This window comes from Streptomyces deserti, assembly GCF_054782695.1.
Genome location: NZ_BAAGRZ010000003.1, coordinates 196,095 through 212,047 on the forward strand (window position 1 = coordinate 196,095; position 15,953 = coordinate 212,047).

Sequence of the window (15,953 nt, forward strand, 5' to 3'; positions counted from 1 at the left end):
CGTGTTCCCGTCTTGGAGAACACGACAGTTGTGTTTGTGCCTGGCATGGACATGGAGGCCACGTGCCGCGTACGGCCGGTCGGCGACGCTCGTACCGGCCCAGGGCCGGGCGGACGCCGCGGTACGGCGTCCGGCCCGGCGACTGAAGGATGACCCGGCCTACTGGTCCGGTGCCTCCACCCGCGGTGCGACGGCGGGGTCGGGATTGAAGACGCGGTGGTAGCTCTCCGGTGGCGCGAGATGACTGGCGGGCAGGCCACCCGTGTCGATGACGATCTGGTCCACGGCGATCGCGGGGTCGGCCATGAACAGCCGCAGGACGTGCTCACCCGGCTCCGTCACGGTCACCGTGGCGGTCAGCTTCTCGATGCCCTCCTCGACGTTGCGGGCCCAGGCGTCGCCCCGGTTCCCGGTGGCGACGGCCTGACCCGACAGGACGGTGACCGGCTGGTCGTCGAGGGCGACGGCCAGCCTGCGGGTGCCACGCTCGTCCAGGGAGGGCAGCCGGAAGACGGTCACCGGGAAGGTGCCGGTGCTGCTGAACCGCACCCGGTAGCGCAACTCCGGCGCGCGAGCGGCGAAGTCCCCGGTGATCGGCGCCGCGGTCACCGGCACCGCCTCCACGGCGGCCGTACGACGCCCCAGCCCCCGCACGACCCGCCAGCGGGCCCCGCCGCGCGGCACCTGGCCGTCGAAGTGTGCGGCGTCGATCGAGACGTAGCCGTGGGCCTCGACGAACCCGCGAGCCCGCTGACGCGCCCGCTCCGCGTCGACGGCGACCCTCAACGGCACCTCGACGCTCCGTCCGGCACCGGTGAAGGTCACCGACGGTTCGTGCGTGCCCTCGGGGGTTCGCACCCAGTCGATCTCCACCCACAGGCGGGTCTGCTCGGTGAGGTGGCCGCCCGCCGCGCTCAGCCGGACCCAGGGATGGCTCGCCTCGGCACGCCACTCCAGCGGCAGGAAGCCGGTGTTGAAGACGTCGACGAAGCGGCGGTCGCGGGTGTAGGAGGAGAAGGACAGCGGCCGGTCTGCTCCCGTCTCGTTCCCCTCCGCCGCCACGCCCAGCCCTGAAGTCTCCTGCCGGGGCACCCTCGTGACGCTCGGGCGGCCCGGCGCCTTCGGGATCTGGGAAGGGTACGGGTTGACGATTCCGTCCCATTTCCCGCCCGCGATCTCCGTGTTGTACCGCCTGGTGATCGCCTGCTCCTCGGCGTGGGCCGCCTCCGCCAGATCCGCGAAACGGTTCGCCCCGGCCCCGCGCCCCTGACGGACCGCGAGGGCGTTGCGGTCCGCCCAGTAGTACTTCAGGTTCATCAAGTAGGCGCCGTGGACGGGGTATTCGACCAGCTCGTAGAAGGCGTCCCGGTAGGCGTCGGGCAGTTTGGCGCCGAGCGTCCGGACCCGTTCCAGCAGGCGAGCGTAGGCGGCCATGCGACGGCCCGCCTCGTCGCCGTGGTGGACGGTCGAGAAGACGCCGCGGTCGATGAACTCCGGGCGCCGCTCGGCCGCCAGACGGTAGTACTTCGTACGGATCGCGGCGATCTCCGGGCCGTGCCGTAGGCCGAACTGGCGCCCGGCCCACTCCACGAGGAACTCCTCGACGTTCGCAGGGCCCCAGCGGTCCACGTTCCAGGCCATGTCCATGCAGAAGGACAGGCCGGTCTCGATCGACTTGATGTCACCGACGTTGAAGATCCACATCCGGTCGGCCCGGTGCTCGTACACCCGGCGAAGTTCCTGCCACACCTTGGCGAGCTGCGTGGTGTCCAGCCACAGGTAGCTCCTGGGGCGGCCCCAGTAGGAGAGGTGGTAGTAGATGCCGTTGCCGCCGGTGCGCCGCCGCTCCGCCTCGTCCGGCAGCTGGCGCATGTTGCCGTGGTTGTCGTCCGGCCAGATCAGCGTGACGTCGTCGGGGACCCGGACGCCCGCGTTGTACAGCTCCAGGACCTCCTTGTACGGGATGAAGATCTGCGGCGTGGCGGCGGCGCCGACCTCCTCGGTGAGGATCCTGCGCTGGTCCGCGATGATGTCGTTCATCACCGCCACCTTCTCCGGGATCGTGGTGGCGTACCGCGTCTCCAGCGCGCTGTCGTGCAGGCCGCGCATGCCGAGCGTCCAACTGCTCTCGTAGCCGGCGTTCTGCCGCGCCCGGGCCCGCCAGTAGTCGGAGATGACGGCCGGGTTCACGGTGTAGTCGTACAACGGGAGGCTGCCGTCCGCGTTCTTGTGTTCCTCGGCCCAGGGCTGCCACTCGTGCACGCCGTTGCGCAGCAGCGCCTCGGGATGGCTGGAGCCGACGACGATGCCGTACCGGTCGGCCAGCTCCGGGTTCTCGCGGTGCTTGTTGAAGAAGTCGGAGTACGGATGCATCGCGGGCCACAGGTAGTTGGCCTTGAGGCGGAGCAGCAGCTCGAAGATCCGCTCGTACGTCCGGGGGCCGATGTTCTTGTCGGGCTCCTGGGTACGGCGGGACCACGTGGTCAGGTTCTGCTCGTCGTTGATGAAGACGCCCCGGTAGCGGACGGAGGGTTCGTACCGCTTGACGGGGCCCGCCGGGACCGTGACGGTGTCGCGGCGCTCGACCGGTACGTCCGCCCACCAGTGCCAGGGGGAGACGCCGATGCGTTCCGAGGTGTCGTAGACGCCGTAGACGGTGCCGCGCCGGTCGCTGCCGGCGATCACCAGGGCGCGGTCGACGCCGGGCAGCGGGCGGTCCACGACCTGCGTCACCGACGCCTCCCAGCGGCCCTTCACTCCGGAGACGTCGAGGCGTCTTCGGGCGATCAGCCGGTCGATGACCGGGCTCGCGCCGATGGTGCCGACCAGGACCAGGTGCGCGGCCCGCTCCGGCAGGGTGTGCAGCAGGCGGGGCCGGACCCCGCTGACGCGCTCCACGTCGGCCTGGAGGTCAGCGGCGGCGCGGAGCACGGCGGGGTCGTCCGCCGGGTCCACGAACAGGTCGACGGCGGTGCCGCCGCGCACCATAGGGAAGTCCGGCCGGTGCGCGGGAGCGGCCTGGGCGGTCGTGGGCAGGACGCCGGGGAGCAGCGGGGCGGCGCCGACGGCCGCCATGCCCCGTAAGAACGCCTTGCGGGTCCATGGGGAGGAGGGCGACGGGCTGTGCGGCTCGGCGCGGGAGCTGTGCGGCTGGGTGCGGGGACTGTGCGGCTCGGTGTGCGGCACGCGGCACTACCTTTCCGCGCCAGACCCTCAGCAGGCGGAAGCGGAATGGCGCGAGCTTGGCATGGGCAGGCTAGAAAGCGCTTACTCGCGGCACCTTAAAGGAGCCCCCGCAGGGCCGTCCAGATCCCCGGCGGTGCGATGTGCGGGGCCTACTCCTGGCCGGGCTCGCCCTCGTCGGCGCGGTAGGTCCTGGTCCAGGTGGCCCCGCAGCGGCAGCGGGAGTGCTCGACCAGCTCGCCGTCTTCCGACACGGCGATGCCGTCACGGAGGCGGACGTGAACGTGCTGACTCATGGGATCGGTTCTCTGTGAGGGGCTGTCGTTCCACAGTGTGCGCATATGTGCCTCTACGTCCTCAATGACATGCGTCACACGGGCGTCGCGATGCAAGCGTCACAGGCGTGCGTCACAGGCGTGCGTCACAGGCGTGCGTCACATGGCTGGGCCGTGCCTACGTCGCGCCCGCCATGAGCAGCCCGCGAGCAGTGCGGTGCGGGGCGGGACGTGGTCCAGCAGGACGTGTTCGTGCCGGGCGTGCGCCCCGTCGCCCAACCCGTCGGCGCCATCCCGGGCACCGCGCACGCCGACGTCCAGCTGCGTTTCGTCGTCGGCACCGACTGGCGGGACCTCGAACGCGTCGTCCACGCCCACCTCGACGCACACGGCCTGCCCATGGCCGACGTCGAACTGCTGCAGGCCGTACCCGCGACCCGGCTGAGCCCCGACGACCCGTGGGTGACATGGGCCGTGGACTCCGTGCGCCGCACCACCGGCAAGGAACCGGCCGTCCTGCCGAACCTCGGCGGCGCCCTCCCCAACGACGCCTTCGCCGACACCCTCGGCCTGCCCACCATATGGCTCCCGCACTCCCACCCGTCCTGCGCCCAACACGCCCCCCACGAACACCTGTTGGCGCCGGTCGCCCGCGAGGGGCTGCGCATCGTGGCGGGACTGTTCTGGGACCTTGGAGAGCCCGGGAACCCGTATACCGGAACGGATCCGCTCTGACCCGCTCGCGCGGCCCCGGAGCCACACGTCGCGTGTGCCGTCGGTACGTTGATCCCCGGCGCGGGACCGACGGGCTCCGGCGCCGACCGCCGCCCCCCATGGAAGGACACCCCGTGCGCCCTCGACGCCTCCGGTCCGCCCTCACCGTCGTCTGCGCCGCGGCCGCCGTCGCCCTCGGCGGCGTGACGCCGGCCGCCGCCCGGCCCGCGGCCCCCGCACCGCACACGGCCGCCGCCCACGCGTTCACGCCGATGACCGAACTGCTCACCCAGCGGCTGCTGCTGGCCGACAAGGTCGCCGCCGCCAAGTACGGCACGGACACGCCGATCGACGACCCGGTGCGCGAGCGGCAGATCCTCGACGACGTCCGCACCCGGGCCACCGCCCTCGGCCTCGACCCCGACGCGGTGGCCGCCGTGTTCCGCGACCAGATCGAGGCCAACAAGCTGGTGCAGCGCGGCCTGTACGCCCGCTGGGACGCCCACCCCGACGAGCGCCCCACCCAGCGCCCGGACCTGGTGAAGGAGGTCCGCCCGCAGCTCGACCGCATCACCACACAACTGCTGACCGAGCTGAAGACCACACAGGCGCTGCGCACCGTACCCTCCTGTGAGGCCCGGCTGGCCACGTCCGCCGTGCGCTCCGCGTACGCGCACCGGCTGGACGCCCTGCGCGCGGCGGGCCTCGTACGGGCGCTGCCGTCGGTGTGCGCCGACGCGTAAGAGACTCTGCTGCCAGCAGGGCGCAGCTCCGGTCGGGGACCTGCTCGCCCTTGAGGCTGAGCAGGACGCACGGGCGCCGGCCGTTCAGGCGGACCGTTCGCCCGCCTCCACGAACCGCGCGAGGTTCGCCAGCGCCAGACGCGTGCCCGTCTCGTTGTCGGCGGCGGGCACGGCGTCGGGGACGCCCTCGTGGACGACGAGGACGTCCGTGCCGCCGCCGTCGGTGTCGGTGAGCGTGGTCGTCATGGTCATCGTGCCGTGCAACGCCGGGTCCGGGCTCTCGAACTCCAGCACCTCCACCACCTGCTCGTCCGGCACGAGCCTGGCGAAGTGGCCGTGGTAGGTGTCGGTGTGCGCGGCCGACTTGCCGGCCCCGGTCGGTGCGTCGTACGTGAGCGAGACACGGAAGAGGCCTCCCTCCCGGGCGTCGAACTCGTGCACCTGGCTCCTCATGCCGGGCGGCACCCGCCACTGTGCGATCGCCTCCGCGCTCACCAGCGCCCGGTAGACCGCCGAACGGGGTGCGTCGACGTGACCGGAGACCTGCGTCGTGTACATGAACCCAGCCTAGGACGCAGGTGCTCCGGCCACCGGGTCATTCCGTCACGTCCGCCCCGGTCGGCAGCGCCGGCTCCGCCGTGATGCGCCGCAGTTCCTCCTCGGTGAGCAGGCGGGAGCGGAGCAGGAAGCGGACGCCCTCCGGGGCCTCCAGTGAGAAGCCGCTGCCCCGGCCGGGGACCACGTCGACGGTGAGGTGGGTGTGCGACCAGTACGCGTACTGGTCCGCGCTCATCCAGAACGGCGTGTCACCGGCCACGTGCCCGAGCAGGACGTCCGAGGCGCCGACCCGGAACTCGCCGCGCGGATAGCACATGGGGGCGCTGCCGTCGCAGCAGCCGCCGGACTGATGGAACATCACCGGCCCGTGCGCCCGGGTCAGGTGCCGCACCAGGTCCTCGGCGGCGGGCGTCAGTGCGACGCGCCCGGCGCGGGTGCCCATCAGAAGAACCCGAGCTTCTTGGCGGAGTAGCTGACCAGCAGGTTCTTCGTCTGCTGGTAGTGATCCAGCATCATCTTGTGGGTCTCGCGGCCGATGCCGGACTTCTTGTAGCCACCGAACGCCGCGTGCGCCGGGTAGGCGTGGTAGCAGTTGGTCCACACCCGGCCCGCCTTGATCTCGCGTCCCAGGCGGTAGGCGGTGTTGCCGTCCCGGGTCCACACGCCGGCGCCGAGGCCGTACAGTGTGTCGTTGGCGATCTTCAGGGCCTCGTCGACCGAGTCGTACGTCGTCACCGACACCACCGGGCCGAAGATCTCCTCCTGGAAGATCCGCATGTCGTTGGTGCCGCGGAAGATGGTCGGCTCGATGTAGTAGCCGCCCTCCAGGCCGGGGACGCTGCGCGGGTTGCCGCCGGTGACGAGTTCGGCGCCCTCCTTCTTGCCGATGTCGAGGTAGGAGAGGATCTTCTCGTACTGGTCGTTGCTGGCCTGAGCGCCGATCATGGTCGCCGGGTCCAGCGGGTCACCGCCGACGATCGCCCTGGTGCGCTCGACGCAGCGGGCCATGAACTCGTCGTAGATCGAGGAGTGGATCAGGGCGCGCGACGGGCAGGTGCACACCTCGCCCTGGTTCAGCGCGAACATCACGAAGCCCTCGACCGCCTTGTCCAGGAAGTCGTCGTCGGCGGCCATGACGTCGGGCAGGAAGATGTTCGGGCTCTTGCCGCCCAGCTCCAGCGTGACGGGGATGATGTTCTCGCTCGCGTACTGCATGATCAGGCGCCCGGTCGTCGTCTCGCCCGTGAACGCCACCTTGGCCACGCGCGGGCTGGACGCGAGCGGCTTGCCCGCCTCGACGCCGAAGCCGTTGACGACGTTGAGCACGCCCGGCGGGAGCAGGTCGGCGATCAGGTCGATGACGTAGAGAAGGCTGACCGGGGTCTGCTCGGCCGGTTTGATGACCACGCAGTTGCCGGCGGCCAGCGCGGGCGCCAGCTTCCAGGCGGCCATCAGGATCGGGAAGTTCCACGGGATGATCTGGCCCACCACACCCAGCGGCTCGTGGAAGTGGTAGGCGACGGTGTCGGCGTCGAGCTCGGCGATGCTGCCCTCCTGGGCGCGCACCACCCCGGCGAAGTAGCGGAAGTGGTCCACGGCCAGCGGGATGTCGGCGGCCAGCGTCTCGCGCACCGGCTTGCCGTTCTCCCACGTCTCGGCGACGGCGATCTTCTCCAGGTTCTGCTCGATGCGGTCCGCGATCCTGTTGAGGATGTTGGCGCGTTCGGTGGTGGAGGTACGGCCCCACCGGTCGGCCGCCCGGTGGGCGGCGTCCAGGGCCAGGTCGATGTCCGCCGCGGACGAACGGGCGACCTCGCAGAAGACCTCCCCGGTCACCGGCGTCGGGTTGTCGAAGTACCGGCCCTCCACGGGGGCGACCCAGTCACCGTCGATGAAGTTGTCGTAGCGGCGGGCGAAGCTGACGATGCTGCCGTCCGTGCCGGGCTGCGCGTACACCATGGCGGCTCTCCTCGGTGTGGAGCGAGTGCGGTCCTCCGACGGCCTGTGCCGTCGGGCTGGACTTCACTGTGGGACCGGGAGGTTGGCGCGAGGTTGGTGCGGCCGGCCGGCCGTCGGGCGGATCAGTCGCGCAGGGCCGTGGTGAGCCGGCCGGCGGCGATCGCGCGGCGGGTGTCGCCGGGGCCGAGCAGGCGCAGCGCGTGTTCGTGCACCTCCGCGTCGTACGGGGCCCGCTCGCCGTAGCGCAGGGCGTGCTCCGGGCGCGTACTGGCCAGCACCGCCTCCCGCACGGCCACTTCGAGACGGATGCGCCACTCCTCGACGCCCGGCGCCTCGGAGCGGGGGAGCAGCGGGCCGCGGTACAGGCGCAGCGCGGTCTCGGCGTCGCCGTTCTCCAGGGCGCGCAGCACGTCGACGGCGTCGCAGGAGACGGGGACGGTCAGCGCGTAGCGGCGGGGCGCGATGCCGCCGCCGAGGGCGCGGCGCAGATGGGAGATCTCCGCCTTGAACGTGGAGGCGGTCACCGGCCGCTCGCCGTACAGGGCGTCGCGCAGCCGGTCCGGTGCGAAGCCGTCCGGTTCGAGGGCGAGCAGGGTGAGGATCTCCACCTGGCGGGGGCGCAGAGGCAGGTGCTGCCCGTCGCGTACGGCCTGTTCGGCGCCGAGGCAGGTCAACCGGACGTTGGGGGCGTGTGGCTGGGGCCGTTCCCTGGCGAGGCGGGTCTCGATGGCGGACACCAGGGTGCGCACGGTGGACATGGCCAGGGGATGCGAGCGGTCCCAGGTGGTGGACAGGTCCAGGACGCCGAGCACGCGGCCGTCCGGGGCGTGGATGGGGGCGCAGTAGCAGACCCAGCCGTGCAGGGCCGACACCAGGTGTTCGGCCGAGAAGACGAAGCTGGGGCGGCCGGTGCGCAGCGCGAGGGAGAGCGCGTTGGTGCCCATGGCCTGTTCGTCCCAGCGGCCGCCCGGCGCGAAGTTGACGCGTTCGGCCCGGCGGCGCATGGTCGGCCCGCCGCACGTCCACAGGATCGTGCCGGACTCGTCGGTGACCGCGGTGACGAACCCGGCGTCGTCGGCGATGCTGTGCAGTTCGCCGGCCAGGTCGGCGACCGGCCCCCGCAGCGGCGAGCTGGTCCACCGGTGGTGCACCAGGCCGCCGTCGGAGACCGGGGCACTGTCCCGGCCGGGATCCACGCTGCTCAGCGAACGCGCCCAGGACTCCGTCACCTCACGCCGCAGCGCCTGACTGCCGACCGGATTCCCGCCCGAGGTCTTCAACCGCGGCACCCAGCGGGACCACTCGTGCTCCAGCACGGCCCTGCGCTGACGGAGGTCGGTGCGCTGTGACATGTCCTCCCCTGTCGTCGAACGGGGGCAACCGGCTCGTGTTCGCGATGACGTCAGTGTGGCCGACCGGGTCGCCGGACACCACCGTGTGTCCGCTCCCGATGCGGGCGATCGCCGGCCCGCGCTCCCCGCTCCGGCCGACAGCGACGGTGTGCCCGGGCTTTCCGCTCAGGGCCTGAGTCCCCCCTCACCAACTGTCCTGCCCCGCCTGCCGCGCGCTGACCGGCGCCAGGACGGCGAGTGTGCTGGTCGCCTCCCGAAGGGCCGCTTCAAGTGCGGCGGGAGTGTGCAGCGTGCCGGCCCCGTCCGGCGGAACGAGCCACTCCAGACGCCCGGCGGGCCGGTACGGCGGCGGTACGGCGACCCAGGCGCCCCGGCCGACGTGCCGCACTCCGCACCCGACCCACTCGCTGACCGGGTCGGCCGGCAGGAAGAAACCCACCCTGCCGGCCACTCGGTCCACCAGCGTGGGCCCGGGCACCTTGAGCGGGTCGTGCCACAGGATGTCCAGGGCGAGCAGGCCCAGGCGGTCGGGAACCGTCAGCACGTCCCAGAACCGTCCGGCCTCCAGCAGCACGGTGCCCGTGCCGTGGTCCCACTCGCGCTTGCACTCCTGGGGATCCGCGGCGGCCGCGGCGAGCCACTCGACGGCTTGCTTCCACATGACGCTCGGCATGGTCCCCCCAGGCACGGTCGGCCGCGCCCCGACGGGCGCGTACTGGACACGAGCCGACGGTCCTGCGGACATCCGCGCGCCGGCCCGGCACAGCCATGCTGGTAGATACTTCTATGCGCCGGAAGGGGTGGCGCGGTCTGGCGTTTACGGCAGATGCGCGACGGCCCGTGAACGGCCACGGCCGCCCGGCGGGAGCCGGACGGCCGTCGAGGGGGTCGTGCCGCGCGCGGGCACTACTCCTGGGCGTGCCGGATGGCGTCCAGGACGATGTGCGCGATGTGGTCGTCGGTGAGGCTGTACCGCGTTTCACGGGCCTGGCGCCGGGCCGTGACGATCCGGGAGGTGCGCAGCACCCTCAGGTGCTGGGAGACCAGCGGCTGGCTCACGCCCAGCGCGCTCACCAGCTCGTGGACGTACTTCCCGCCGCCGGACAGTTCGCGCACGATGCCCAGCCGTACGGGCGAGGCCAGGGCGCGCAGCAGATCGCTGGCGGCCTGCAGGTCCGGGGCCGGTTCATCGGCGGGGGAGGGGGAAGTCATCGTCATATGCACACATTAGCATATGACAATGATTTCCAGTCGAGGTGCGCGGCATCGCCCGCCCGGTCCGGCGCCGGGCCGCCGTGGGTGTGGCGTCAGTGGTCGTCCCAGTGCCCGTCGTGGGCGGCGTGGCGGTGGCCGTCGTGCACGTAGTCGGTGTGGTCGTCGTGCGGTACGGCGACGTGGCCGCAGCCCTCACCGTGCTGGTGGTCGTGCTCCTCGTGGACGGCGTGTCCGTCGCCGGCGCACTCGTCGACGTGACCCTCGTGCACCCGGTGGATGTGGCCGTCGTGGGCGTAGTCGGTGTGGTCGCGGTGCGGGAAGGCGACGTGGCCGCAGCCCTCGCCGTGGGTGTGGGTGTGGTCCTCGTGGGTGCGGTGCTCGGTCGCGGTGGTCATGGGGGCTCCTTGCTGGTGGCGTGCTGCTGCCCGCGTCTGTCCCGTCGGGCAACCCATGGCGACATTAACATATAGCTATTCCTGCATGTATCGCAGCCTTGCGCGGGCCAAGCGTGGGCAAGGGTGGGCCGTCTCCCTGCCGGACAAGAAAAAGGCCCCGACCGGTGTTGTCCGGTGGGGCTGGGGGCGAGCGGGTCAGGGGGCGTGCGGCCCGCCCCGGTCAGGAGCCTCCTGCAGCGCGCTCGGCGTTCTTCTGCTTGATGCGGGCGGCCTCCTTGCGGACCTCCGCCTGCGTGGCCTGCTCCCGCTGCAGCCACTCGGGACGTTCCCGCTTCAGCGCCTCGATCTGCTCCGTGGTGAGGGGCTCGGTGATGCCGCCGCGGGCGAGACCCGCGATGGAGACGCCCAGCTTCGCCGCGACCACCGGCCGGGGGTGCGGTCCGTTGCGCCGCAGCTCGCGCAGCCACTCGGGCGGATCGGCCTGGAGCGCGTTCAGCTCGGCGCGCGAGACGACACCCTCCCGGAACTCGGCGGGTGTGGCCTCGAGGTACACACCCAGCTTCTTCGCCGCGGTCGCGGGCTTCATCGTCTGGGTGCTCTGGTGCGACTTCATGGCGTCCAGGGTATCGAGCGTGTGCCCGAGCGCCGACCACGGCCGGGCACCGGCCCGGGAACACGGCCGGTAACCTGGCCAGGTGACAGGCTCGGAAGCAACCCCGTCCCCGGAGGTACCGCCTTCGTTCCGGCTCGCGTACGTCCCCGGGGTGACACCCGACAAGTGGGTGCGCATCTGGAACGAGCGGCTGCCCGACGTCCCGCTGACCCTGGAGCAGGTGCCCGCCGCCACCGCGAGCGACGTCCTGCTGGGCGGCGGCGCCGACGCGGGCCTCGTCCGGCTGCCGGTCGACAAGGCCGTCCTGAGCGCGATCCCCCTCTACACCGAGCAGACGGTCGTCGTGGTCCCGAAGGACCATCTCGTCACGGCGGTCGACGAGGTGTCCCCCGAGGACCTGGCCGACGACATCGTGTTGCACCCCCTCGACGACGTCCTCGACTGGGAGCGGCTTCCGGGCCGGCCCGCCTTCGAACGTCCCGCCACCACGTCCGACGCCGTCGAACTGGTCGCGGCCGGCATCGGTGTGCTCGTCGTACCCCTGTCCCTGGCCCGCCTGCACCACCGCAAGGACCTCACGTACCGGCCCCTCACAGACGCCCCGGAGTCCGGTGTGGCGCTGGCCTGGCCGCAGGACGCGACGACGGACCTGGTGGAGGACTTCATCGGCATCGTCCGTGGCCGGACCGTCAACAGCACACGGGGCCGCAGGCAGCCCCCGCCCCAGCCGAAGGACAAGCAGGCCGAGACGGCCGGCGTGCGGCGCAAGCAGACCGGCAAGGGGGCGGGGCGCCGGTCCGGGGCCCCCAAGCGTGGTAGGCCCCGCCGCCGTTCGTAGGCTCGGGGCCCGCCGGAGCACGGGCCCCCGCCGACCTGGTGCCGGCTCAGCCGGCCGAGGGGGACGGCTGCCCATAGGACGGATTCGGGGCGACAGTCTGCAGATCCTCCAGCTCCTTGGGGATTTCCAGCACCCGGACCGGCGCACCCGGCTGCGGAGGAGGCGGCGTCGTCTGGTCCTTGGGCAGCTTGGCCGGGGCGGTTATCTGGAAGCTGACCTGCTCGTAGTTGACCATACCGGTCTTCTCCAGGACCGAGATGTGGTCGAGCACGGTGTCGTTGGTCTGGTCGGCGAGCTCCCGCACGAGGCTGTTCCGGGTGGTCGCCCGGATCTTGGCAACCGTCGGGAAGATCCCACCGTGCGCGACGCGCATGATGCTCACAGCCGTGGAGTCGAACTCCTTGCCGGTGGTGCCCTCCGCCGTCGCCACGAACTGCTGCTGCTGCGGCGACGGCTCGTTGGGCAGGGTGATGCCCAACTCCTGGGAGACCCTGCGGCAGGTCTCGTCGAGTCGGCCGTGACCGACGATCAGATGCTCGCCCGCCTCCTTCATCGCCGGCGTCGTACCCCGCTGCAGCACCAGGTTGCCCAGCGGGTACTCCCACAACCCGGCCGCGCGCACCCTGACCACGAAGTCGCGGTCCGCCTCGGTCAGCGGACCGTACCGGGTGTTGGCGATGATGCGGTCCTGGTTGGTCGCCGCGTTCTCCACGCCCAGCATGCTGGGGTAGGCGAGCGCGGTGAGGGTGAGGATCATCGCACCGCCCACGAACGCGGTTCCGACCGTGCTGCGCGAGATGCGCATCGTGCCTCCTGGGATATGAACGGCCCAACGCCAGGAAGTACGGATGAGAATCGCGAGCCAATCACCGTCGCGGCAAGAAATTTCGCGCACACCCCCGATCGCCGGTGCCGTACGGCAGGTCAAGCCCGTACGGCACCGGCTCCGTGTGACCTACGTCCCTCGCATCAGGGCGCGTATGACGCCGCCAGCGCCGTACTCACCACCCTGTCGCCGTCGGCCCGGCTCAGCAGCCCGTCGGACACCCACGCGTCCACGGTGGACCGCACCCGCGCCACCAGCGCGCCCTTGCCGTCGAACGGCGCCCCGGCCCAGATCTCGTCCAGGAGCGTGGTGCCGTCCGCCTTCGCGGGGTTGGCGACGCCGGAGTCCCTGCCGCCGAAGACCACCTTCGGCTCCGAGCGCCGGAAGTAGGCGTGCGTCGGATCCTCGGTCCCCTCGAAGAACGGCGCCCACTCGGTCCCGTCCAGCGTGTAGTGGAGCGGCTTGCCGGGCACGGGCGTGAGGGAGGGCAGCAGATCGCCGGAGAGACCGGCGTTGCGGTAGAGACCGACCTTCAGGTACTCGGTGGCCGAGTTCCGGCCGACCAGGTTCACCGGCCCGTAGAACAGGGTCTGCAGGGACGGATCGTCGAGGGCCTTCTCCACCCGCAGCCGGAACGGCATGGTGACCCGTACGGTGTCGCCGGCCCGCCACGTCCGGGACACGCCGAAGTAGGTCCCCGGCTTCGCAGTCCCCGACACCGTCCGCCCGTTGACGGTCACGCGGAATCCGGCGGTCGCCCACGACGGCACGCGTAGCCGCAGCGTGAAGGAGCCACGGCTACCGCCGAAGGTGAGCGTGCTGCCCTGCTGCCTGGGATAGCCGGTGGTCTGGGTGACCGTGACGCCCTTCTCCGCCCAGGTCAGGGTGGACGGGCTGTAGAGGTTGACGTACAGGGCGCTGCCGTCGGCCTTCGCGAAGTACACCGAGTCCTGGTACTTGGTGGCGCTCTCCATGCCGGTGCCCTCGCAGCAGGTCGTGCCCTGCTTGGGCGTGTAGTCCCGGACATGACCGGGCGTCAGGCCGATGAAGTACGTGACGAGCGGCTTCTCCGCGTCCGGCTTGTCCTGCTTCGAGCCGAGCACCTGGTTGTACAGAGCCCGCTCGTAGTAGTCCATGTACTTCGGGTCCTGCTCGTGGAAGAACAGGGTCCGGCTCAGCTTGAGCATGTTGTACGCACAGCACGTCTCGGCGGTCGTTGCGCTGATCGTGCCGGCGATCACGTCCCGGGCCTTCCAGAACTCCTGGGTGCTGGTGCCGCCGATGCCGTACATGCGGTGCGGTACGACCATGCCCCAGAAGTTCTTCGCGGCGGTGAGGTAGCGCTCCTCGCCCGTCTCGTCGTACAGCCGCACGTATCCCGTGAAGATCGGGATGTGCTGGTTGGCGTGCAGACCGTCGAGGATGTCGGTGTTCGCGGCGCAGGCGTCGATGAGCCTGTCGAGGTCGAACAGCTTGGCCAGCGCGAGGTGTTCGGCCTTCCCGGTGATCGTGTGCAGATCGCAGATGGCCTCGACGATGCCGCCGAACTCGCCGCTGGAGAAGATCCCCCACATCCGCTGGAGGGTGGCGTCGGGCAGCTTGGACAGCCGGGAGTACATCCAGTCGCACATGCCGGACGCGAGGTCCAGCGCCCGCTCGTCTCCGGTGGCGAGGTGGGCGTCGAGCAGGCCGCGCAGGATCTTGTGCGCCGTGTAGTACGGCGCCCACACCTTGGTGTAGTCGGGAGTGGTCCGCGACTCCAGCTCGATGAACTGCGTCTCCGGGTACGCCGCGAGGAACCCGGGGTGGCTGGGCCCGCCCCAGGTGCGCCGCAGGGTGGCGGTGAGGCCGCGGCCGGAGGCGTCCGCGAAGGTTCCGCCGCTGGTCTCGTCGAAGGCGTACGAGGCGAGGTCGCCGCGCCCCGCGGGGGTGTCGGCGGCGCGGGCGTTCTGCAACTGCGCGATCTCGGCGGCGGTCAGGGCGCGCGAGAAGACGTTGACCTCCTCGAAGGCGCCCGCGAAGACCGGGTCGCCGGAGAAGTTGGAGCGGCCCAGCCAGTTGTTCCTCAGCGTGCCGAGGGCCGCCGGGGTCAGCGTCATCGACGCGTTCCGGGCCACCGCCGTGCCGTTGACGTACAGGGTGCCGGTGCCGCCGGCGATCGTCACCGCCAGGTGGCTCCACTGGTTCAGCGGCAGCGGCGCCGTGCCGTTGAGGCCCTGCTCGCCGCCGGGTCCGGAGGTGGTGATGGCGAAGCGTGGCACCCCGTTCGCGTTGCGGGCGGCGAGATACAGGTAACGGGTGGTGTCGTTGCCGAAGTCGAGGATCCGGGCCCAGTTGGCGTCATGGGTGGGCTTCACCCAGGCGGACAGGGTGAGCGCGGAGGCCCCGCCGAGCACGGCGGCCGGCAGATCGACGTACTGGTAGGATCCGCGCACGTTCTCCGCGGCGGCGCCGAACCTCCCGTCGGCACTCAGCACGGCCGGATCGCGCCGCAGCGCCTCACGCACCTCGGTCAGCGCCCCGACCATCGTCCGGATCCGGTCCGCGAGCACCTGCTCCTTGGTGCCGCGGTAGGCCTGCGCCAGCATGGTCAGGAAGTGCCCGGTGTAGTGCCCCCGCAGATTGCCGTTGGCCTCACCGTCCAGCCCCTCCCACCCGCCGGGCGCGACCGCGCCGCCCGTCGGGAGCCCCGCGTTGGCGCGGAACACCTGGAGCAGCCGGTTCACGTCATAACCGCGGGCGTGATCCAGCATCCACTGCCGCTTGTCGGCGAAGAGACCGCGGCCGAGGCTCACGTCCTCCAGCCCGAAGGGCCGCACGGTCCAGGCGGACGGTACCTCGGACGCGGCGGCGGCCCCGGATGCGCCGGCGACCCCCGGTGCGGCGAGTGCGCGACCGCCCGCCGCGAGTGAGAGCGAGGGTGCGGCGGCGGCGAGCGCCGCGGCATGGAGAAGGGTTCGTCTGGAGAGGGGCGGTGCCATGTGTGCTCCTCATGTTCGAAATGGCGAACGCCGTACGGTCGACCGACCAGACGATAGGGAGGGGGCGGGTGAGCGTCAACGGGTCGGGAGCGTTCGGTTCCGGCCGTTCGGCGTGGGCGCCCGGGCTAGCAGGTGTCCACGAACGGGCGGTACCCCGGCCGCACTTCGGGGCATTCGTCCAGCGCCGCCGTGATCCACGCCCGCGACTCGGCCGGGTCGATCACCGCGTCGATCTCCAGTGCCGCGGCGCGTTGACCGCCTTGCCGTGCTCGTACAGCTCCGCGGCCCGTGCTTCGAACGC

The 15,953-nt window shown here is 71.5% G+C and carries 15 protein-coding genes; 3 read left to right on the forward strand and 12 right to left on the reverse strand.

The annotated features are described in order from the left end of the window. Positions 1 to 159 precede the first annotated feature (159 nt). The gene (locus ACYVMZ_RS09145) at positions 160 to 3,075 is read right to left on the reverse strand and encodes a glycosyl hydrolase 115 family protein (protein ID WP_461077846.1); all 2,916 of its coding nucleotides are present in this window, start codon (positions 3,073 to 3,075) and stop codon (positions 160 to 162) included. A 260-nt stretch (positions 3,076 to 3,335) separates the two neighbouring features. Further along, positions 3,336 to 3,479, reverse strand: coding sequence for a hypothetical protein (locus ACYVMZ_RS09150; protein WP_461077475.1), 144 nt, complete (start codon positions 3,477 to 3,479; stop codon positions 3,336 to 3,338). Between the two features lie 210 nt (positions 3,480 to 3,689). Between ACYVMZ_RS09150 and ACYVMZ_RS09155 the strand changes: the two genes are divergently transcribed. Together ACYVMZ_RS09155 and ACYVMZ_RS09160 are read left to right on the forward strand one after the other, a co-directional pair. Continuing rightward, the gene (locus ACYVMZ_RS09155) at positions 3,690 to 4,193 is read left to right on the forward strand and encodes a hypothetical protein (protein WP_461077477.1); all 504 of its coding nucleotides are present in this window, start codon (positions 3,690 to 3,692) and stop codon (positions 4,191 to 4,193) included. A gap of 113 nt (positions 4,194 to 4,306) precedes the next feature. Next, positions 4,307 to 4,915: a chorismate mutase gene (locus tag ACYVMZ_RS09160; protein WP_461077479.1), complete on the forward strand. Its 609-nt coding sequence runs from the start codon at positions 4,307 to 4,309 to the stop codon at positions 4,913 to 4,915. Between the two features lie 84 nt (positions 4,916 to 4,999). On the opposite strand, the gene ACYVMZ_RS09165 is transcribed toward ACYVMZ_RS09160, so the two are convergent. The 8 genes from ACYVMZ_RS09165 to ACYVMZ_RS09200 form a co-directional block, all read right to left on the reverse strand. Further along, on the reverse strand, positions 5,000 to 5,473 hold the full coding sequence (locus ACYVMZ_RS09165; protein ID WP_461077481.1) for an SRPBCC domain-containing protein: 474 nt from the start codon (positions 5,471 to 5,473) through the stop codon (positions 5,000 to 5,002). Positions 5,474 to 5,510: 37 nt separating this feature from the next. Next, the gene (locus ACYVMZ_RS09170; protein ID WP_461077483.1) at positions 5,511 to 5,915 is read right to left on the reverse strand and encodes a DUF779 domain-containing protein; all 405 of its coding nucleotides are present in this window, start codon (positions 5,913 to 5,915) and stop codon (positions 5,511 to 5,513) included. Next, a complete protein-coding gene (adh, locus tag ACYVMZ_RS09175) occupies positions 5,915 to 7,432 on the reverse strand; it encodes an aldehyde dehydrogenase (RefSeq protein ID WP_461077485.1) in 1,518 nt (505 codons plus the stop codon). Before adh ends, ACYVMZ_RS09170 begins: the two co-directional genes overlap by 1 nt. Before the next feature lie 122 nt (positions 7,433 to 7,554). Beyond that, on the reverse strand, positions 7,555 to 8,784 hold the full coding sequence (locus tag ACYVMZ_RS09180; protein ID WP_461077487.1) for an AfsR/SARP family transcriptional regulator: 1,230 nt from the start codon (positions 8,782 to 8,784) through the stop codon (positions 7,555 to 7,557). A 184-nt stretch (positions 8,785 to 8,968) separates the two neighbouring features. Further along, complete coding sequence (locus tag ACYVMZ_RS09185; protein ID WP_461077489.1) at positions 8,969 to 9,457, reverse strand: hypothetical protein; 489 nt, start codon at positions 9,455 to 9,457, stop codon at positions 8,969 to 8,971. A 233-nt stretch (positions 9,458 to 9,690) separates the two neighbouring features. Continuing rightward, positions 9,691 to 10,002 carry an ArsR/SmtB family transcription factor gene (locus ACYVMZ_RS09190; RefSeq protein WP_461077491.1) on the reverse strand — a complete coding sequence of 104 codons (312 nt, stop codon included), beginning with the start codon at positions 10,000 to 10,002 and terminating at the stop codon, positions 9,691 to 9,693. An 89-nt stretch (positions 10,003 to 10,091) separates the two neighbouring features. Continuing rightward, entirely contained in the window at positions 10,092 to 10,394 is a 303-nt protein-coding gene (locus ACYVMZ_RS09195) for a hypothetical protein (protein WP_461077493.1), read from the reverse strand. A gap of 220 nt (positions 10,395 to 10,614) precedes the next feature. Then, entirely contained in the window at positions 10,615 to 11,007 is a 393-nt protein-coding gene (locus ACYVMZ_RS09200; RefSeq protein ID WP_461077495.1) for a DUF5997 family protein, read from the reverse strand. 82 nt (positions 11,008 to 11,089) lie between these two features. On the opposite strand from ACYVMZ_RS09200, the gene ACYVMZ_RS09205 reads away from it, so the two are divergent. Further along, complete coding sequence (locus ACYVMZ_RS09205; protein ID WP_461077497.1) at positions 11,090 to 11,845, forward strand: LysR family substrate-binding domain-containing protein; 756 nt, start codon at positions 11,090 to 11,092, stop codon at positions 11,843 to 11,845. Positions 11,846 to 11,891: 46 nt separating this feature from the next. On the opposite strand, the gene ACYVMZ_RS09210 is transcribed toward ACYVMZ_RS09205, so the two are convergent. Beyond that, positions 11,892 to 12,650 carry a DUF4142 domain-containing protein gene (locus tag ACYVMZ_RS09210; protein WP_461077499.1) on the reverse strand — a complete coding sequence of 253 codons (759 nt, stop codon included), beginning with the start codon at positions 12,648 to 12,650 and terminating at the stop codon, positions 11,892 to 11,894. Positions 12,651 to 12,814: 164 nt separating this feature from the next. Continuing rightward, positions 12,815 to 15,652: a beta-L-arabinofuranosidase domain-containing protein gene (locus tag ACYVMZ_RS09215; protein WP_461077501.1), complete on the reverse strand. Its 2,838-nt coding sequence runs from the start codon at positions 15,650 to 15,652 to the stop codon at positions 12,815 to 12,817. Positions 15,653 to 15,953: the final 301 nt, after the last annotated feature.